Consider the following 19,577-nt stretch of genomic DNA (forward strand, 5'->3'; position numbering starts at 1 on the left):
TAATTTCATGTACCAATTAATTTGATAAAAATGAGAATTCAGTACGTGGTGTATAATAATAGTAATATATTCTTAATAGGAGCAAACGAATGAACGAACAATATTACGATGCTGTATTAAATATAAAAACTGTCGGTGAGCAAAAAGGATTTAATAAGTCTATGCATTATCACCGTTATGAACCGACGCCATATAGCGGATTAGATGAGTTATTGAATCAATATGAAATAACAAGTAGCGATCGAATTGTAGACTTTGGGTGCGGAAAAGGGAGATTGAATTTTTACATGCACCATAAGTGTGGTGCTTCGGCCGTTGGGATTGAAATGAATGAAGAGTTTTATAAAGAAGCAATGGATAATCGTGATCGTTATGCGCGAAAAGTGAGAAACAGTAAAGATAAAATTCGGTTTGAATGTTGTTTAGCGCAGGAATATGAGATTGATCCGCGTGATAACCGGTTTTATTTCTTCAATCCATTTTCTGTACAAGTGTTTATGAACGTAGTAAATAACATTTTGCTTTCAGTAGAAGCGGTGGAGAGAGAAATTGATATTATTTTATACTACCCTTCTGAAGATTATATTTTCTTCTTGGAGAATCAGACTGCATTTGAATTGAAGAAGGAAATAAGATTACCGGGTGCTTATGAGAAGAATGGGAATGAGAGATTTTTAGTTTATACATTAGGATTATAAAAAAAGCAGGTGCCTTGGCACCTGCTTTTTTAAAACTCACGTTTATATAATTAGTTACGGATTAAGTAATCAAATGCACCTAAAGCTGCATTCGCACCTGAACCCATAGAGATGATGATTTGTTTGTACGGATTATTTGTACAGTCACCTGCACCAAACACTCCTGGTACGTTTGTAGCGCCGTGCTTGTCTGTTACGATTTCACCGCGAACGCGTTCAACTGTTTCGCCTAACCAGTCTGTGTTTGGCACAAGACCGATTTGAACGAATACACCTTGTAATTCAACATGGTGTACTTCTTCAGTTTCACGATCGATGTAAGAAATACCGTTTACTTTGTCAGTACCAGTAATTTCCTTCGTTTGAACGTTTTTCAGAACAGTTACGTTAGGTAAGCTGTTAAGACGTTCTTGTAATACAGCATCAGCTTTTAATTCTGGCATGAATTCAAGAACAGTTACGTGCTTAACAATACCTGCTAAGTCAATAGCTGCTTCAATACCAGAGTTACCACCGCCGATAACCGCTACATCTTTTCCGATGAATAATGGACCGTCACAGTGTGGGCAGTATGCTACACCTTTGTTTTTGAACTCAGCTTCACCCGGTACACCAACATTACGCCAGCGAGCACCTGTTGAAACGATTACGCTCTTACTTTTCAGAATAGCGCCGTTTTCAAGTTCCACTTCAATAAGTTCTTTTTTCTCTAAACGTTTCGCACGTTGTAGATTCATTACATCGATGTTGTATTCTTTTACGTGCTCTTCAAGACTTGCTACTAGCTTAGGACCTTCAGTGCGTTTTACGCTGATGAAGTTCTCAATACCCATAGTATCCATTACTTGACCACCGAAGCGCTCAGCAACGATACCAGTGCGGATGCCTTTACGTGCTGCATAAATTGCTGCACTTGCACCAGCTGGGCCGCCACCAACAACAAGAACATCGTATGGATCTTTATCAGAAAGCTCTGATGCATCTGGACCGTTACCCATTTTAGCTAAAATTTCTTCAAGTGTCATACGACCGCTTCCGAAAGATTCGCCATTTAGGTAAACAGTTGGTACTGCCATGATGTCTTTACTTTCTACTTCCTCTTTAAATGCAGCGCCATCAATCATAGTATGTGTAATACCAGAGTTTAGAACGCTCATTACGTTAAGAGCTTGTACAACATCAGGACAGTTATGACAACTTAGGCTGATATAAGATTCAAAATGATATTCGCCTTGAATGTTTTTGATTTGATCGATTAATTTTTGTTCAACTTTTGGAGCACGTCCACTAACTTGTAGTAAAGCTAACACTAATGAAGTAAATTCGTGTCCTAATGGAATACCAGCGAATACGACACCAGTTTCTTCACCAGGGCGATTTACGCTAAAGCTTGGTGTTCTCTCTAGTTCAACTTTTTCTACTGTAATCTTAGATGACATAGTAGCTAATTCATCTACTAGAGATAACATATCTTTAGATACGTTATCGTCTCCTGCGCTTACTTTAAGTAAAATATCGTTCTCCATTAACTGAAGGTATTGGGATAGTTGTGTTTTTATATCTGCATCTAGTATCATTTTGATCGAACTCCTTAGATTTTGCCTACAAGGTCAAGGCTTGGTTTAAGTGTTGCAGAACCCTCTTGCCATTTAGCTGGGCAAACTTCACCTGGGTTGTTACGTACGTATTGAGCTGCTTTAATTTTGTTAACAAGGATGCTTGCGTCACGGCCGATACCGTCAGCATTGATTTCCATAGATTGGATAACGCCGTCTGGATCAATGATGAATGTACCACGAGCAGCAAGACCTTCTTCTTCCATTAAAACGTTGAAGTTTGTAGTGATTGTGCGAGTTGGGTCACCAATCATAATGTATTCGATTTTGCCGATAGTTTCTGAGCTATCGTGCCATGCTTTGTGAGTGAAGTGAGTGTCTGTAGATACAGAGTATACTTCAACGCCTAAGTCTTTTAGAGTTGCGTATTGGTTTTGTAAGTCTTCAAGTTCAGTTGGACAAACGAATGTGAAGTCTGCTGGGTAGAAACAAACTACGCTCCATTTTCCTTTTAAACTTTCGTCAGTAACTTGGATAAATTCTCCATTATGGTAAGCATTAGCTTTAAACGGTTTTACTTCTGTGCCGATTAATAACATATTAAAATTCCTCCTAAAGGTTGGTTTTGAGCATCGGAAATTAGTTTGCTCATAAAATATATTTTTTAATTAACTATAATAATTCTAATTCGATATTAATTATCATATAGAAGTGGTTATTTTGTCAAGAGAATAAACCAACTTTATACCAATTTAATTAATATTTATTCTCAATTAAGGCTGCTAGGGAATTAGAAGGTAATTTTCAAGTCATAAATTTTCAATGAGTGTTTGAAAGAGTAGTGTGTATGTTAGGACATGGTGTAAGTATAAATTCTTAGGAAGGAAATATTTCTTAGAAGTTGTGGATTTGAAAAGGAACTGCTTACTTCTATTTTACAAAGAATTGTGCAATAAATAAAACAAAATGTATCGGAATCTTTGTGAACAATTATTGTCATCTTAAATATATATAATAAGGAGTATATTGCAATGAGAAATAGAAACATTGACGCTCATTTCTAACAAGATATAATAAAAGCGAGATATGTATTGCAATAGAGAAGATATAGTATAGATTGAAAAAGTTTCAGTCTATTATTTTTTACGGCTTTTAGAAAACGTTTACATTTAGTGTGGAGGGGAAACCATGTCTAAGTTCACGAAGTATTTTTTAATGGAAGCTAAAGATGTGATTGCATATGTGCAAGAGAAATTACCTAAGTTCGAGCATGCAAAGGGGCTAAAGTGTAAAGAAATAGGTGATGGTAATTTAAATTATGTGTTCCGCGTTTGGGATGAACAGAAGAACATTTCTGTCATTGTAAAGCAAGCTGGGGATACAGCGCGTATTTCAGATGAGTTTAAGTTGTCGACGAATCGAATCCGTATAGAATCAGATGTTTTGCGATTAGAAGGAGAGTTAGCATCTGGACTCGTGCCAAATGTATATTTGTTTGATAGTGTGATGAATTGTTGCGTGATGGAAGATTTATCAGATCACACAATATTGCGTACAGCACTCATAAATCATCAAATGTTTCCGAGGCTTGCTGATGATTTAACTACTTTTATGGTAAACACTCTTCTATTAACATCAGATGTTGTAATGAATCATAAAGAAAAGAAGGAACTCGTGAAAAATTATATAAATCCTGAGTTATGTGAGATTACAGAGGACCTCGTATATTCAGAGCCATTTACAAATCATAATAAACGCAACGAATTGTTTCAATTAAACGAAGGATGGATTAGAGAGCATATTTATAGTGATAAAGAGCTTCGTATGGAAGTAGCAAAACTTAAGTTTTCTTTTATGACGAATGCACAAGCGCTGCTTCACGGTGATTTACATACTGGTTCTGTTTTTGTAAAAAGTGATTCTACAAAGGTTATTGATCCTGAATTTTCTTTTTATGGACCTATGGGATATGACGTTGGGAATATAATGGCGAATTTAATGTTTGCATGGGTGAATGCAGATGCAGTGATGCAATCTGGTATTGAGAAAGATACATATATGAACTGGATAGAATCTACCATGATAGATGTAATTGATTTATTTAAGAAGAAGTTTTTAGATGCTTGGGATATTCATGTGACAGAGATTATGGCGAAGGAAGAAGGCTTTAACCGAGTTTATTTACAATCTGTATTAGAGGATACAGCTGCAGTGACGGGTCTTGAGTTAATTCGTCGTATTGTTGGTCTAGCGAAGGTAAAGGATATGACTTGTATTGAGAATGAAGAGGCGCGTGCTAGAGCGGAGCGAATTTGTCTTCAGACAGCGAAGAAGTTTATTTTACAAGCGAATCAATATAAAACAGGTAGCAGCTTTGTAGAAACGTTAAAAAAACAGTCAATGCATAGTGCGAAATAAGGGGAGAAGATGATGGCAGAGCAATTAATACCAATTCAGTGGAAAGATGATGCTTTAGTGTTATTGGATCAAACGGTATTACCGAACGAAGTAGTCTATGAATCTTTTAAAACGGCTGAGGGTGTGTGGGATGCGATTCAAGTAATGAAAGTACGAGGAGCGCCGGCAATAGGTGTTTCAGCAGCCTACGGTGTGTATTTAGGAGTAAAGGAAGTTGCGGAAAGTTCGGCGGAAGAATTCATAGCGGAAGTAAAAAAGGTATGTGCATACTTAGCGACATCAAGACCGACGGCAGTAAATTTATTTTGGGCGCTTGAAAGAATGGAAAGTGTCGCGAAAGAGAATGCTCACTTATCAATTGCGCAGTTGAAAGATAGATTATTAGAAGAAGCAAAAGAGATTCATAGAGAAGATGAAGAAATTAACCGTCAAATTGGAGAACATGCATTAACATTATTCCATGATGGCATGGGGGTATTAACGCATTGTAATGCAGGTGCGTTAGCAACGACTAAGTATGGCACTGCGACAGCTCCAATGTACTTAGCGAAAGAAAAAGGATGGGGCTTAAAAATCTATTCCGATGAAACACGCCCTAGATTACAAGGTTCAACGTTAACGGCATTAGAACTGCAGCGAGCGGGAATTGATGTAACGGTCATTACAGATAATATGGCGGCAATGGTCATGTCACAAGGGAAAATCGATGCAGTAATCGTTGGATGTGATCGTGTAGCAGCAAACGGGGATGTAGCAAATAAAATTGGAACATTAGGTGTTTCGATTTTGGCTAAATATTATAACATTCCGTTTTATGTAGCAGCACCAACGCCGACAATTGATTTGAAAACACTGACAGGAAAAGAAATTCCAATTGAAGAAAGGGATGCTTCTGAAGTGATCAATCGTTTCGGACAATACTCTGCTCCTCAAGAAAGTAAAGTATACAATCCGGCATTCGATGTCACGCCATATGAAAATGTAACAGCGATTATTACGGAAAAGGGAATTGTGAGAGCACCGTTTATGGAGAATTTAAAAAAGCTATTTCAATAAGTAGATAGTTTTTAGAAAAATAGTCATCATAAGTTTCTTACTAGGGGGATGTATATGTTACTGCAAAAAGAAAGAGAAGAAGTTGTAGCGTACGGAAAGAAAATGATTTCTAGTGGTTTAACAAAGGGGACTGGCGGTAATATTAGTATTTTTAATCGTGAACAAGGTCTTGTTGCAATTAGCCCAAGTGGTCTAGATTATTATGAAACGACGTCTGAAGATGTAGTTATATTGAATTTAGATGGTGAAGTGATAGAAGGAGAGAGAAAACCATCAAGCGAATTAGATATGCACCTTATCTATTATAGAAATCGTGAAGATATAAATGCGCTTGTACATACACATTCTCCTTATGCCAAGACAATCGCATCATTAGGATGGGAACTTCCTGCTGTATCATATTTAATTGCTTTCGCAGGCCCGAATGTACGCTGTGCACCATATGAAACATTTGGTACGAAGCAATTAGCAGAGGCAGCTTTCGAGGGCATGATTGATCGCCGTGCAGTTTTACTTGCGAACCATGGTTTAATGGCCGGAGCGAATAATATAAAAATGGCGTTTACTATTGCAGAAGAAATTGAGTTTTGTGCTCAAATCTATTACCAAACGAAAAGTGTTGGGGAACCAAAATTATTGCCAGAAGACGAGATGGAGAATTTGTCGAAGAAGTTTGAAGGGTATGGACAGCAGTAAAATGAAATGAAAACACCCTCAAGAAAAAATCTTGAGGGTGTTTCTTACACTTTCTTAAGCAACAAATACATAAAGTAAGGTGCACCAATTAAAGCAACGACAATACCAGCTGGAATACCGCTAGGTTCGACGATATTTCGTCCAATTGTATCCGCTAGTAGTAATAACCATCCGCCGATTAAAACGGCGATAGGGATGAATATTTGATGTCTTGGACCTACTAAAGATTTGGCGATGTGAGGAGCCATAAGTCCGATAAAGCTAATGCCTCCTGTTACGGAAACAGCAGCGGCAGCAAGTGCAACGGCTGCGATTAATAAGTATCTTCGTTCTTTTTCAATTTCAATTCCAACACCGATTGCTACTGGTTCGTTTAATGCTAGTATATTTAATCGATTTGCTTTATAGAAGACAAATGGGATTAATACGATTAGCCATGGAAGCATTGCTAAAACAAATGTCCAGTCATCTCCCCAAATGTTTCCGGCAATCCATTTAGCGATAAAGTCTACTTTCATACGATCTGCAGATGAAATAAGTACAATCATCGCGCCAGATAGTGCAAAGGAAAAACCGATGCCGGTTAATGTTAATCTTATTGGCTGAAGGCCTGTGGATTTGCTATATGAAAATACGTAAATTAGAACAGCTGTTAGAAACGCACCGATAAATCCAACGACTGGTAGTAGGTAAAGGAATGAACCTACGTCTATCGGGAAGTATAGAAAGAAAAAAGCAACTGCAACACCAGCACCAGCGTTAATGCCGAGAATACCAGGTTCAGCTAAATCGTTTCGGGTAATACCTTGTAATACAGCACCTGATAAAGCGAGTGCCATACCAGCTAATAATGTAATGACGATTCTAGGTAGCCTTAAAGAATATAAAACGAATTCTTCTTTAAATGTACCTTGTCCCATAAGTGTTGGGATTAATCTGTCATAGGAGAGAGCGGCAGAACCGAGTCCCATTCCAATTACAATTGTTGTGATGGTAAGTATGAGTAATGCAAGTATGATAAGGCGTTGTTTCTTTAGAATAGATTGCATCATGAGAAAGTTCTTCCTCCTTTACGTACAATAAATAGGAAGAATGGTAATCCTACAATTGCGACGATTGCAGCAACTGGTGTTTCATACGGAGCGTTAATTGTACGTCCGATTGTGTCTGCGAGCAGCATAAAGGAAGCACCAGCAATCGCTGACATCGGTATAACAAAACGGTAATCTGGTCCAACGATTGGACGAACCATATGGGGTACCATAAGGCCGATAAATGCCATGTTTCCGACAAGTGCTACAGAAGCACCAGCAAGCAAGATAATAATGATAAATAAAATCGTTTTAATAACGATTATTTTTTGACCGAGTCCAACGGCAACTTCTTCACTGAAACTAAGAACTGTTAATTTCTTTGCAAGTAAGATAGCGATAAATATACTTATTGAAATAACCGGAATAATAATTTTTAATTGGCTCCAACTCGTTCCAATTACGCCCCCAGCCGTCCACATTGATACATCTTGTGAAATTTTAAAGTAAATGCCAACACCTTCTGAGATTGCAAGTAGAAATGCTGAAACAGCAGCACCAGCTAATACAATTCGAAGAGGGGAAAGTCCGCCCTTTTTCACCATGCCAATTCCAAATACCATAATAGCGCCAATTGCAGCACCGATAAAGCAAGCTAGTGTTAAGTAAAGGTAGCTTATAGAAGGATTGAAGGCAAGTGTTAGTGCAAGTGCAGCATTTGCGCCACCAGTTAGGCCAAGTAATCCAGGATCGGCAAGTGGGTTTCGCGTTAATCCTTGCATAATTGCACCAGAAACAGCGAGTCCAGCTCCTACAAAAATAGCAGCAACTTCACGTGGTAAACGTATTTCACGAAGGATGGATAGCTTATCTCCTTTAGCAGAGGAAGTAAGTGCTAACCATACGTCTTTTATAGAAGTATCTGCAGCGCCTAACACCATTGCAAACATAAAAATAAGAAAGAATGCAATGATACTCAAAATTAATTTGTATGTAAAAGCGTTGGAACGTAGGTTGTCTTGCTCTTTTTTCATTCGTTTCACATCTTTTCTTTTCATAGAATAAAGGAAGAGGAATTCTTAAATTAAGAATTCCTCATGTTTGTATTATTGACCAAGAAAGCTCTTCTTGAAGAAGTCTAGTTGGAAATCTAATGTAAGTGGATCATTGAAATAGAATTCCATCATGTTTGCTTCATATACACGATTATTTTTTACTGCTGGAATGTTTTTATATGATTCTGTCTCTTGGAATGAGTTATCAGTATCTTTGTTTTTACTTACGATTAAGTAATCACCAGCAAACTCAGGTAATACCTCAGTAGATAATGCGTAGTATCCTTCTTTTAAAGCTTTTACTTTTTCAGGCATTTTTAACTTCATTTCTTGGTAAAGAATTTCTGTTCCGCGGCCCCAGTTTTCGCCGTATACGTAAAGCTGTTTGTTGAAGTTTTCAACAACAGAAACTGTTGCATCTTCACCAATCTTCGCTTTAATGTCTTTTCCAGCTGTTTGTGCGCGTTTCTTGAAATCATCAACCCAAGTTTTTGCTTCTTTTTCTTTATTTAATAATTTACCGATTTCTAAGTGTTGTGTTAAGTAATCAACTTTTCCGTAAGTGTATGTTACAGTAGGAGCGATTTTCTTTAACTTATCAACATTTTTAATATTTGATAAACCAATGATTAAATCTGGATTTAATTCTGCAATCTTTTCAACATTTTCATCTGATACTTCAGCAACATTTTTAAGCTTGCTATCGAAACGTGGGTTTTGTTTAGACCATGAATCTACCCCAACAAGATTTACACCTAATGACATTACGTTACCAGCGAATGATGATAGGACAACAACACGTTGTGGATTTGCTGGAACTTCTACTTTACCATTTTCAGATTGGTATGTAATTGTTTCTGATTTCTTACCTTTTGCGTCGTTCTTCTTGTCTGTTGAACCGTTGCTACAAGCACTCATAACAAGGACGAACAGAACTGTTAGTGAAATAAATAATTTTTTCATCGTCTTTCTCCTTTTGATAGATGATATGTGATATACAATAAATTGTTTAGCTTTGATTTTTTGAAAAGTTAGTGGTAATACAAAAGTCTTATTAACAATCTTGAACTTGAGATTTTACCATGTAGTATTCACCATAGTAATAGAAGAAGATGTAATCTCGCAGTTGCTAATAATTAATAAATTGATAATGATTATCACTATTGATTCTTTAAATACTATAATTTTATATAGGTGTATTGTCAATAGTGATTTTGATTGTAAAATTTATAAAAACAAGTTATATTTTATTGAGAATGATAATCAATTATTAGTAGCTGAGGAGTGACACGAATGAATCAAGAAGAATTGTTTGATGTAACTGTGATAGGCGGAGGACCTGCAGGGCTTTATTCAGCTTTTTATAGTGGACTAAGAGAGATGAAAACGAAAATAATAGAATTTCAACCACAGTTAGGTGGAAAAATACATGTTTATCCGGAAAAAATGATTTGGGATATTGGCGGATTATTACCGGTTACTGGTGAGAAATTAATTGAGCAACTTGTACAACAAGGATTAACATTTCAGCCTGAAGTTGTATTGAATACAAAAATAGAATCAATTATTCGTAATCAAGATGGGATTTTCACGTTGAAAACAAGCTCTGGGGAAGAACATTTTTCAAAAACAGTGATCGTCGCAACTGGGAGTGGTATATTGAATCCACAAAAGTTGTCAATTGAAGGTGCTGAGAGATTCGAAGTCTCAAATTTAAATTATACAGTTAAATCGTTAAAACGCTTCAAAGATAAAACGGTAATTATTTCAGGTGGAGGGAACTCTGCAATTGATTGGGCGAATGAATTAGAACCAATCGCGAAAAAAGTGTACTTAACATATAGAAAAGAAGAATTATCTGGTCACGAAGCACAAGTAAAACAACTTATGAATAGTTCAGCAGAATGTTTCTTTAATACATCGATTACAAAATTAATTGCTGGTGATAACCATGAAGCGATTGAATATGTAGAATTAACAAATCATGAAACGGGAGAGATTTCTCAGTTATCTATCGAAGAAGTTATTATTAATCATGGATATGAACGTGACATTACATTATTGGAAAATAGTGAGCTAGATGTCGCAATTGTAGATAATTACTTTATTGCAGGGAATGCAAATAGTGAGTCCTCGGTAGACGGATTATATGCTGCTGGAGATATTTTAAAGCATGATGGAAAATTACATTTAATTGCAGGAGCATTCCAAGATGCTGGAAATGCTGTGAATAAAGCGAAACAATTTATTCAACCTGATGCAAGTGAGTACGGAATGGTTTCTTCCCATAATGAAGTATTTAAGAAGAGAAATCGAGAATTGATTAAGCAGATGATGAAATAATAAAGGAACAAGTATACCCCCATTTACATCTCTATTTCTATGGACGAGAGATACAAATGGGGTTTTTCCTGTTTACTATATTTTCAATCATTTTCATGACACCGTTTTCATTAGTCCATGTCATATGAATGTATTTCTATAAAAAGGGAATACAAAGACTTGAACATTTTATTTGTAAATCTTTCTAGGAAACAATGAATCTATAGTTGGTTTGTGCGGACCATTATTAAATTATGCTGTCCCTTTTTCCTGTTCATTAGGAAATGGAATATTTTGTATAGAAACAATATATTGTTTTCCATGTTGTCGAGCTAATGATTCTAATATTTGACGAACGCGTTTTGTAAGATTGCCTTGTTTTTTTATAGCTTCACAATATGCATCATAGAAAACGTATTTAGCCCAAAGGAAATCATCTTGTTGGAATAAGAAATGATTTTTGTACCATTCACCAATCGTATGATAACAATTATTTTCATGTACTGCTGCACTTTGTGAAAGAATACGATCGGATAAAGACTTAGATAGATGAGAAATTGTGTTTTCTGTTTCAACTCGTAATGTTTTTTCTAACATTGTAATGATGTGACGAGTAGCCATATGTTAACTCTCCTTTGTGTAAATGGGTAATACCATTCTATATTTAAAAAAATACTTACTATACTATTATACAATATATGGAATGCATCTACCTGCTTTTTAATTTGTATTTACAAAATCTTTTTTATTTGTTTACAAAAATAAAGTAAGATACATTATGTATATGAAAAAATAATAAAGGAATGAACACATTGTATATAACGATAGAAGAGGCTGCGGAGTATTTGAAATTACCAAAATCGTATGTTGAAGACTTAATTCAGCAAAAGAAAGTTCGTGCATTGTTTGATGGAGAGCAATATTTAATAAATAAGGAACAGTTTAATACACATTTAGAACAAATGGAGAAATATAAGCAGTTAGTGGAAGAAATATTAAATGAACCAATTCCAGAAGATATGGATGTTAAAGACGAAGATTAAATTTATAAAAAGCCCCCGTATTAAGATATGCAGAAATGTATCTTAATACGGGGGCTTTTTATATTAAGGGATGAAAAAGTCATCCGAAATCCTAGAGTTACTTTAAGGGAAAGAAGATTTTATGGGGATTAGTATTATTAGTTAAAAGCATATTTTTTCATAGCGGGGACAAACATAGCGAACATAACCTGTACAGATACATATACTATCAGTGCAAAAGCTTATAAATTAATGGAAGGGGTTTTCTCGTGAGTTTATTTCATTGTGATTTTTTGAAAGACTTAATTGGATCTTACGTGAGAGTAAACAGGGGTGGTCCAGAATTTCAAAAAGGAATAATAGTCGCAGTATGTTCGGATTACTTTGTATTAAAGAGTGAAAAAGGAGAGCTTTCTTACTATCAGCTTCGCCATCTAAAAAGTGTTACAAAAAATACGAAAGATTGTGAAGCAGATGATTATGGATGGTTGGAATATGAAGATGACTTTGAAAAGCTACTTCAAAGCTTCAAATATCGCTGGGTGAAAATTAATCGGGGTGGCCCAGAAAAAATTGAAGGTATTTTACAAGATGTTTCTTGTGATTATGTGACATTAATTGTAAAAGAAGAAGTTATATTAATCTCAATAGCTCATATTAAGAGTGTTAGTTATAGCCCAGTAGTGTGCGGAGAGAGCGAAGAAAGTAACAGTGAAAGCAACAGTGAAAGCAATAATTCAGGTCGAACTCGTGCACAAAGACAATCAAGTAGAGGAAGATAATAAGGAAGGAGGATACGAACTTGGAGAGCGTATTATGCTGTGATCAAATTAAAGGTTTAGTCGGTGAGAATGTAAAAGTAAATCTGCGCGGACCAGAAAGTCGAGTAGGTGTACTGTTATCGTTAGGAAAAGATTACCTTACACTACAATTACCTCATGGAGAAGTAGTGTATTATCAGCTGAAACATGTGAAGAGTCTAGTCAAGAAAGTGAAAGAAACAAAATGTGACGATTACTATGGTTCAAGTTTCTATTCTGATGAAGATACTTTTTTTGATGTATTAAAAGACCTGAAGTATAAGTGGATAAAGATTAATCGCGGTGGACCAGAGTGTGTAGAAGGTTTATTAAGTGAAGTGCATGAAGAATGTATTATACTAGTAAACTGTGATGAAGTTATTTATATAATTAATTATCATATTAAGAGTGTGAGTCAAGTAGTGAAATGTAAAAAGAATGAAGATGAATAATGTTTAATAAATAAGAGGGGCATTATGATTGGAAGTAAAGAACGATTTCATAGTTCGCTACAATTATGAACGATATATGAAAAGGATCTCTTACTATTAAAAGACAGAACATTGCCCTGATTATTTTTTTAGAAATGGAAGGCAGGAAAAGTAGTATTTTATAGAAAGGAGGATATAGATGAATGAGTTAAACAAAAATATTGGAGAAAATATATACGTTAAATTAATCGGTGAAAAAAGATTTAAAGGTGTATTAATTGATGTAGGAAATGATATTGTAGTTCTTTACAATGGACAAGACTATGTATATATATCTTTATACCATATCCAGTATTATAAATTTTTAAGAGAGCATGATGAAGAAATATTAAAGCCTGGTGTGGACTCTGTAATTAAGAGGGAATCACCTTCAATTTCTTTGAGAAAAGTATTAATCACATCTAAAGGGATTTTTACAGAAATTTATGTGGCAGGAAATGTTCCGATACACGGTTATGTTACAAGTGTGATGAACGATTATATTGTTTTTTATAGCCCTGTTTACAAAACTGTATATATATCTTTAAAGCATTTGAAGTGGTTAATTCCTTATAAAGAGAACCAAGTACCTTATTCCCTCAATAAAAATGAACTCCCCGTAAATCCATTAAATATTACTCTAGCTAGAACTTTTGAAGAACAGCTTATTAAAATGTCAGGGAAAATTATGGTGTTTGATTTAGGCGAGGAATCTAATAAAATCGGAAAGATGACGAAAATTGATGAAGGGCATATTGAAATATTAAAAGCACGTGATGCAAAAATGTACGTGAATATTCAACATGTGAAATCTGTCCATTGTCCGTAGGCTAGTTGAAAGGGCTGGCTTTTTCTTTTATATATAGGGAAGAAAAGGTCGAGCCTATTTGTTTAATTCGATTTGGATATGAGGGGGAAATGAATTGAATATCATATAGGTATGTTAGTGTGATCTTTGAAGGGGAAATCTTGTACTAAAGGTGTACGAGCTACCTTTTTGTGTATTCAACTCACTTTTGAGGAAGTGCTGCTCAACTACTTTATTAAAGGGGTTTTGTTTGTGGAGCAGTTTCCAGATTCGTTTTCGATTACATTACTTGGCAGTGCTGGTGGAGCAGCAAAAGCAGTGTTAGCAATTTTGAATCAAGCGGTAGTAAATGAAAAAGATCCAATTTATGAAGTGATAAAGAATGTGAACTTCCATTTGGTGGATATAAAACAAAAAGATAAAAGTTATTATGATGAGTTGTTTCCAAATTTGAAAGAGCAATTTTTTTTATATGAAATAAACCTTCAAGATGTAGTCAAATTTAAACATCATTTAAAGGAAAAAAGAACGAAGGTTGTTATTGATGTTTCAGGTGCAGATACAATTAGGGTACTGAGTTGTTGTAATGACCTTGGCATTTGTTATATTAATTCGGCTTTGGAAAATGAGGCAGTAGATCAAGACGATAGTTTACTTGGTTTTCAGCTTACGGCAAGGTATACGAGGTTTGAGAAGGAGAAAGAAACATTTACAAATACAAGAGCGATTATAGGCTCAGGTATGAATCCTGGTGTTGTTCAATGGATGGTTGTTGAGCTTATGAAAGAACGTCCAAATGAAAAGCCGCGAGCATGCTATATTGTAGAACATGATACTTCATTTTTGAATGATAAAGAGCTTATAAAACCTCATACACTTTATGCATCGTGGGCAGTTGAGCGTTTTCTGGATGAAGCGATATGGAGTTATCCTATGTATATGAGTCATCATCGTCCACTTTACTTTTATGAGGATGTATATGCTTCAGAGTATAAAGTAAAGTTAGGTGAAAAAGAATTTTATGGTTGCTTAATGCCACATGAAGAAGTTTTAATTTTAGGGAAATCTTTTAATATGGAAGTGGGTTTTCTTTATCGGATCAATGAGTATACAACAAACTTAATTATACAGAACTTAGATAAAGTGGAAGATTTATGGAATTGGAATCGTAAAGTATTTAATCCAGCAGAAGATGATATTATAGGAGAAGATTTAGTCGGTGTGTTGCTCGTTTATGAACATAATGAGACATACATGTATAATGTAATGAATAGTAGCCAAGTTTTTCAAAAATATAAAACAAATGCGACGTACTTCCAAGTAGGGTGTGGAATTTATGCTGGCTTATGTAGTTTACTGTTAGATACTTTTGGACAAGGCGCTTATTATGTAGAAGAATTATTATTAAATACTGAAAGTAAGTATGGGGAATATTTAAATTTATATATGAAGGATTTTGTAGTAGGACATAATAATTTCACAGATGGATTGCTAAATGATAGGGTAAGATGGATATAAATTGTAACTGAAAAGGAAGGAGCTGTATCTCCTTCCTTTTAGTATTAGAAGGTTACATGTTGCCCTGAAAGCAATTTCATAATTATAATTTAAAGAGATAACACTTGAAATGTTTTTTTGTATTGATCAAGAGGAGTTTTTATATGAACAAATACAAGAGCTTGATTTATGAAGAAAGAGAAGCTTTAAAAGTATTTATATTATTATTCTATATTATATTCTTTTTATATGACGTTATCTATTATTTTGTTTATCCCGCTATGAATATTAATGAAGCAAGGGTAGGGTGGCCAGAAGGTGGTATGGGAATAGGTGTATATATATTAGTAATATCTTTATTTCCTATTTCAATATATCTTCAAAAACAAGGTTATGTATATTTTGTGAAATACTTATTTTTAATTGGGTACATGCTTATTGATCTTATTAATAACTTAATGATTTATTTACACAGTGATCGTGTTTTTGAAAATGGAAATATGGTTGAAATATTTTTAATTCTATTTGCACCGATTTTCGTGAACAGAAAATATTTTTATTTCGTTTCCTGTAGTGTAATTGGAAAATATGTATTTTTTACTTTGATATTACAAGATGTAAAAGTTGTGATTCCGCTTGTATTATGTATATTCTTTTTCATCATTTCACATTCTTTATTAAAGAGATTTCAATCTTATGTAAGGACAGTTGTTGAGATGATGAACAGTATGAAAGAGACAGAAAATTTAGCGGTTATTGGGACTATGTCTACAACAATCGCTCATGAAATTCGAAATCCATTAACAGCTTTAAAAGGATTTACACAAATTCAAAAAGAAAGAAATCCTGAAGATACGATGAGCTATGAGATTATGCTGCAGGAAATTGAGAGAATTAATGGGTTTGTTAGTGAATTGATGTTATTAGGAAAACCGAAACCAACAAATTATGAATGGTGTAATATAGGGGAAATCCTTTTATATGTTGTACAGTTAATGGAAAGCTATGCGACTCAATATAAAGTGAAATTTAATTTGCAAGTAGATGGAAATTTACCCGTTATAAATGGTGATGATAAGCAATTAAAACAAGTGTTGTTAAACATCATCAAAAATGGAATTGAATCGATGCCAGGAGGCGGGAATATTCAGATTCTGGCATATGAAAAAGCTGGAGAGAACTTGTGTATTTCTGTTGAAGATCAAGGTCTTGGGATAGAAAATGAGAAAATAGAAAAGATCGGAAAAGCTTTTTATACAACAAAAGAGAATGGTACAGGTCTTGGATTAATGATTACATATAAAATTATTGAAGAACATCAAGGGAGTATCGCGATTGAAAGTAGTATGGGGATAGGAACGAAAGTGGAAATTTATTTACCAACAGTGTAGTGCATTAGACGAAATTACTTTTCAGAAAAGTGTTCTTGTTGTGTAAATATAAACATTTTATAAAATGTTTCAAGAAGGGTTTTTTTTATAAAAAACTTCGTTTATAATGGAGGAAAATATCGACATAGAGCTTTTAGCTCATGTAACGGTTCAGTAGTGTTATGAAAAGAAAAGAAGGGGTGCACGCGCATCCTTTTTTCTATGCAGATATGATGAAAGGGGTGGTATGATGGAATTAACATTAAATTCGACTGTATGTTTACACACGATTCAATTTCGAAAAGAGCAAAAGAACTATATTGTAAAAGATACGATTACAGGAGAGACATATGAAATGCCGCCACTTTGGATTGATGCACTAGCAATGATGCGTGACGGTTTTTTATTGGGAGAAATTGAGGAGAAATTAAAAGAAGAATATCCAGCAGAAGAAGTAAATATGGTAGCATTTACGAGGCAACTGTTAGAGCTAGAACTTGTCGAAATGGTAGATGGAGAAGAGATAGCTTGTACAAAGAAGAAAGATAAAGATTATTTAGCTTGGATACGTCCAAGGGTGGAGCAATTCTTTTTTAACTTAAATAAAAAATATAAAAGCAAAGGTCAAAAGTGATCTTTGCTTTTTTTGTAGACCATGTTTAAAAAATAACAGCGAATGCCCTTGCGAAAGCACCGTCACTATTTTTAATTTTTAAAGGTGCTGCTGAGAAAAAGAATCGTTTCGCTTTAATGGCATCTAAGTTTGTTAAGTTTTCAATTAAGTAAATATTATTTCCTAACAGTATGTGATGAATCGGTGATGTTTCTGTCGTTACCTCATCAGGAGAAATAAAATCTAAACCGACAGATTTTACTTTTAATTGAACTAGTTCTTCAGCTAATTCTCCGGAAAGATAAAACGCTTCTTTCTCATAAGCTTCGGTATTCCATTTATTAGATAGATTGGAATGGAAAATGACAATATCGCCTTCTTTTATGTCGACAGTATGTAATACTTCCTTAGGTAATTTTCGCTCTTGAACATGAGTCACATCGATAAGAACAGCTTCGCCTACAAATTGATTTAGGGGTAATTGATCAATAGTGGTTGCGCCTGAAATGAAATGAGCAGGCGCATCACAATGCGTACCAACATGAACGACAGAATGAAAATTCGTAACTTGATAACCTGTTTCTTCAACGCTTGTAATGGCTTCTAGTTGGATTTTTGGTGTTCCAGGAAATTGAGACATATTATTTTCAAACGTTTGTGATAGATCAATTACTTTCATTTTACATACCTCCAATATATTTTTTCAAATAATAAAAAGCCCATCCTTCATAATCAAGAAAGATGAGCTTTACATACTAGTTGAGTTTTATCTTCCAAAATGCAATGCATTTTGCAGGAATTAGCACCTATTCAGTTTGCATAAACTGAGGTTGCTGGGCTTCAAAGGACCGGTCCCTCTGCCTCTCTTGATAAAGGTTTATTCGGTTTTAAATTCGGAATATTTGTGATATTTAAATTGTAATTCATTTCCTTTTTTCGTGCAATACAAATTAGGTGTTCACCCAAATAAAGTTGCTCGCATATTGTAGCTTATGTAAGTAGACTGTTGCGAAGGAGTGAGTGAAGTGACAGGGAATGTATTAAATTATTATGCCGGTGGAAATACAGCTAGAGGATTTCACAGCTTATACGAAGAGAATTTGAAGGGGCTAGACAGGTTGTTTATTTTAAAGGGAGGCCCAGGAACGGGAAAATCTTCTTTAATAAAGGCAATAGGGCGTGAATGGGTTGAAAAAGGATATGATATTGAACTTTTGCATTGTTCTTCTGATAATAAGTCAGTTGATGGGGTGATTATTCCGAAATTAAAAGTAGGAATTGTTGATGGAACATCACCGCATGTTATTGAGCCGAAAATGCCAGGAGTTATTGAAGAGTATATAAATTTAGGAGTTGCTTGGGACTCAGATAAATTAAGAAAGCAGAAGTTAGAAATTGAACGGTTTGTATCAGAAGCGGGAAAGGCTTTCAAATCTGCTTACGGATGTTTTAAAGAGGCATTAGTTATACATGATGAGTGGGAGAAAATATATATTAATAACATTGATTTTAATAAAGCAAATGAACTAACAGATCAGCTAATTCAGAAATTATTTGCAGATAAAAAGGGAAAACAATCGATTGTGAAACATCGTTTTTTAGGAGCTGCTACACCGAAAGGAGCAGTTGATTTTGTTCCTAATTTAACAGAAGGATTACCACATCGTTATTTTATAAAAGGACGCCCGGGTTCTGGAAAATCAACAATGCTTAAAAAGTTATCGAAGGCAGCAGAAGAAAAAGGTTTTGACGTTGAAGTATATCATTGCGGATTTGACCCGAATAGTCTTGATATGGTTATCGTAAGAGAATTAGGATTTGCAATTTTTGATAGTACCGCACCACATGAATATTTTCCAAGTCGCGAAGGTGATGAGATTATAGATATGTATGCTCTTATTGTTAAACCAGGGACGGATGAGAAGTATGCTACAGAAATTCGTGACGTTTCCATTCAATATAAAGCAAAAATGAATGAGGCAATGTCTTTCTTAGCAAAAGCAAAATCAGTTCGTGATAAATTAGAACGAATTTATATTGCTGCTATGGATTTTTCAAAAGTGGATGCATATAAAGAGGAGATTCAAAATGAGTTTGAACGCATTGCGGCTACTGTAATGGAAAAGAAAAAATAGGTGCTTTATTGAGCTGTCAGAAATTTTCTG

At 34.8% G+C, this 19,577-nt stretch carries 20 protein-coding genes and 1 riboswitch; of the genes, 13 read left to right on the top strand and 7 right to left on the bottom strand.

Features of this window, described 5'->3' with window-relative positions; all coding sequences use genetic code 11:
- Window positions 1-89: 89 nt before the first annotated feature.
- Window positions 90-698 (top strand): SAM-dependent methyltransferase, encoded by a 609-nt coding sequence (locus QCI77_RS02010; RefSeq protein WP_016103219.1) that lies wholly within the window; start codon window positions 90-92, stop codon window positions 696-698.
- A 50-nt stretch (window positions 699-748) separates the two neighbouring features.
- Here QCI77_RS02010 and ahpF read toward each other — a convergent pair whose 3' ends face one another.
- Window positions 749-2,275, bottom strand: a complete 1,527-nt coding sequence (gene ahpF / locus QCI77_RS02015) for an alkyl hydroperoxide reductase subunit F (RefSeq protein WP_012260245.1) — start codon at window positions 2,273-2,275, stop codon at window positions 749-751.
- A gap of 14 nt (window positions 2,276-2,289) precedes the next feature.
- Entirely contained in the window at window positions 2,290-2,853 is a 564-nt protein-coding gene (gene ahpC / locus QCI77_RS02020) for an alkyl hydroperoxide reductase subunit C (protein ID WP_000924420.1), read from the bottom strand.
- A 589-nt stretch (window positions 2,854-3,442) separates the two neighbouring features.
- Between ahpC and mtnK the strand changes: the two genes are divergently transcribed.
- The 3 genes from mtnK to QCI77_RS02035 are packed head-to-tail and all read left to right on the top strand — an operon-like array spanning window position 3,443 to window position 6,424.
- Window positions 3,443-4,672: an S-methyl-5-thioribose kinase gene (gene mtnK / locus QCI77_RS02025; protein ID WP_002140217.1), complete on the top strand. Its 1,230-nt coding sequence runs from the start codon at window positions 3,443-3,445 to the stop codon at window positions 4,670-4,672.
- A 12-nt stretch (window positions 4,673-4,684) separates the two neighbouring features.
- Window positions 4,685-5,728 carry an S-methyl-5-thioribose-1-phosphate isomerase gene (gene mtnA / locus QCI77_RS02030; protein ID WP_353824450.1) on the top strand — a complete coding sequence of 348 codons (1,044 nt, stop codon included), beginning with the start codon at window positions 4,685-4,687 and terminating at the stop codon, window positions 5,726-5,728.
- Between the two features lie 54 nt (window positions 5,729-5,782).
- A complete protein-coding gene (locus QCI77_RS02035) occupies window positions 5,783-6,424 on the top strand; it encodes an L-fuculose-phosphate aldolase (protein ID WP_353824452.1) in 642 nt (213 codons plus the stop codon).
- Window positions 6,425-6,468: 44 nt separating this feature from the next.
- Here QCI77_RS02035 and QCI77_RS02040 read toward each other — a convergent pair whose 3' ends face one another.
- Genes QCI77_RS02040 through QCI77_RS02050 form a run of 3 tightly spaced genes read right to left on the bottom strand, consistent with a single transcriptional unit; the run spans window position 6,469 to window position 9,473 of the window.
- Window positions 6,469-7,476 (bottom strand): FecCD family ABC transporter permease, encoded by a 1,008-nt coding sequence (locus QCI77_RS02040; RefSeq protein WP_016103222.1) that lies wholly within the window; start codon window positions 7,474-7,476, stop codon window positions 6,469-6,471.
- A complete protein-coding gene (locus QCI77_RS02045) occupies window positions 7,473-8,513 on the bottom strand; it encodes a FecCD family ABC transporter permease (protein WP_002091286.1) in 1,041 nt (346 codons plus the stop codon). Before QCI77_RS02045 ends, QCI77_RS02040 begins: the two co-directional genes overlap by 4 nt.
- A gap of 48 nt (window positions 8,514-8,561) precedes the next feature.
- A complete protein-coding gene (locus tag QCI77_RS02050) occupies window positions 8,562-9,473 on the bottom strand; it encodes an iron-hydroxamate ABC transporter substrate-binding protein (RefSeq protein WP_353824453.1) in 912 nt (303 codons plus the stop codon).
- 330 nt (window positions 9,474-9,803) lie between these two features.
- Here QCI77_RS02050 and QCI77_RS02055 point away from each other — a divergent pair, with 330 nt between their 5' ends.
- Window positions 9,804-10,853, top strand: a complete 1,050-nt coding sequence (locus QCI77_RS02055; RefSeq protein WP_044444295.1) for an NAD(P)/FAD-dependent oxidoreductase — start codon at window positions 9,804-9,806, stop codon at window positions 10,851-10,853.
- A 231-nt stretch (window positions 10,854-11,084) separates the two neighbouring features.
- Here QCI77_RS02055 and QCI77_RS02060 read toward each other — a convergent pair whose 3' ends face one another.
- Window positions 11,085-11,453, bottom strand: coding sequence for a hypothetical protein (locus tag QCI77_RS02060; RefSeq protein ID WP_002010187.1), 369 nt, complete (start codon window positions 11,451-11,453; stop codon window positions 11,085-11,087).
- A 182-nt stretch (window positions 11,454-11,635) separates the two neighbouring features.
- Here QCI77_RS02060 and QCI77_RS02065 point away from each other — a divergent pair, with 182 nt between their 5' ends.
- The 7 genes from QCI77_RS02065 to QCI77_RS02095 all read left to right on the top strand — a co-directional run bounded on the left by QCI77_RS02065 (window position 11,636) and on the right by QCI77_RS02095 (window position 17,433).
- Window positions 11,636-11,875, top strand: a complete 240-nt coding sequence (locus QCI77_RS02065) for a helix-turn-helix domain-containing protein (RefSeq protein WP_002010190.1) — start codon at window positions 11,636-11,638, stop codon at window positions 11,873-11,875.
- 248 nt (window positions 11,876-12,123) lie between these two features.
- Window positions 12,124-12,636: a spore coat protein gene (locus QCI77_RS02070; RefSeq protein ID WP_353824454.1), complete on the top strand. Its 513-nt coding sequence runs from the start codon at window positions 12,124-12,126 to the stop codon at window positions 12,634-12,636.
- Between the two features lie 20 nt (window positions 12,637-12,656).
- Window positions 12,657-13,106: a hypothetical protein gene (locus QCI77_RS02075; RefSeq protein ID WP_002091281.1), complete on the top strand. Its 450-nt coding sequence runs from the start codon at window positions 12,657-12,659 to the stop codon at window positions 13,104-13,106.
- A gap of 178 nt (window positions 13,107-13,284) precedes the next feature.
- On the top strand, window positions 13,285-13,953 hold the full coding sequence (locus tag QCI77_RS02080; protein WP_002016710.1) for an LSm family protein: 669 nt from the start codon (window positions 13,285-13,287) through the stop codon (window positions 13,951-13,953).
- A gap of 231 nt (window positions 13,954-14,184) precedes the next feature.
- Window positions 14,185-15,450 (top strand): S-adenosylmethionine decarboxylase related protein, encoded by a 1,266-nt coding sequence (locus QCI77_RS02085; RefSeq protein WP_353824455.1) that lies wholly within the window; start codon window positions 14,185-14,187, stop codon window positions 15,448-15,450.
- A gap of 143 nt (window positions 15,451-15,593) precedes the next feature.
- Entirely contained in the window at window positions 15,594-16,820 is a 1,227-nt protein-coding gene (locus tag QCI77_RS02090) for an ATP-binding protein (RefSeq protein WP_044444297.1), read from the top strand.
- Between the two features lie 229 nt (window positions 16,821-17,049).
- On the top strand, window positions 17,050-17,433 hold the full coding sequence (locus QCI77_RS02095; RefSeq protein ID WP_033708170.1) for a hypothetical protein: 384 nt from the start codon (window positions 17,050-17,052) through the stop codon (window positions 17,431-17,433).
- 25 nt (window positions 17,434-17,458) lie between these two features.
- Here QCI77_RS02095 and QCI77_RS02100 read toward each other — a convergent pair whose 3' ends face one another.
- Window positions 17,459-18,091 (bottom strand): cyclase family protein, encoded by a 633-nt coding sequence (locus tag QCI77_RS02100; RefSeq protein WP_113770338.1) that lies wholly within the window; start codon window positions 18,089-18,091, stop codon window positions 17,459-17,461.
- Window positions 18,092-18,175: 84 nt separating this feature from the next.
- Window positions 18,176-18,288: riboswitch (SAM riboswitch) on the bottom strand.
- Window positions 18,289-18,437: 149 nt separating this feature from the next.
- Between QCI77_RS02100 and QCI77_RS02105 the strand changes: the two genes are divergently transcribed.
- On the top strand, window positions 18,438-19,547 hold the full coding sequence (locus QCI77_RS02105; RefSeq protein ID WP_113770339.1) for a PRK06851 family protein: 1,110 nt from the start codon (window positions 18,438-18,440) through the stop codon (window positions 19,545-19,547).
- Window positions 19,548-19,577: the final 30 nt, after the last annotated feature.

The organism is Bacillus cereus group sp. MG9 (genome assembly GCF_040459995.1).
Taxonomy (GTDB): Bacteria; Bacillota; Bacilli; order Bacillales; family Bacillaceae_G; genus Bacillus_A; species Bacillus_A mycoides.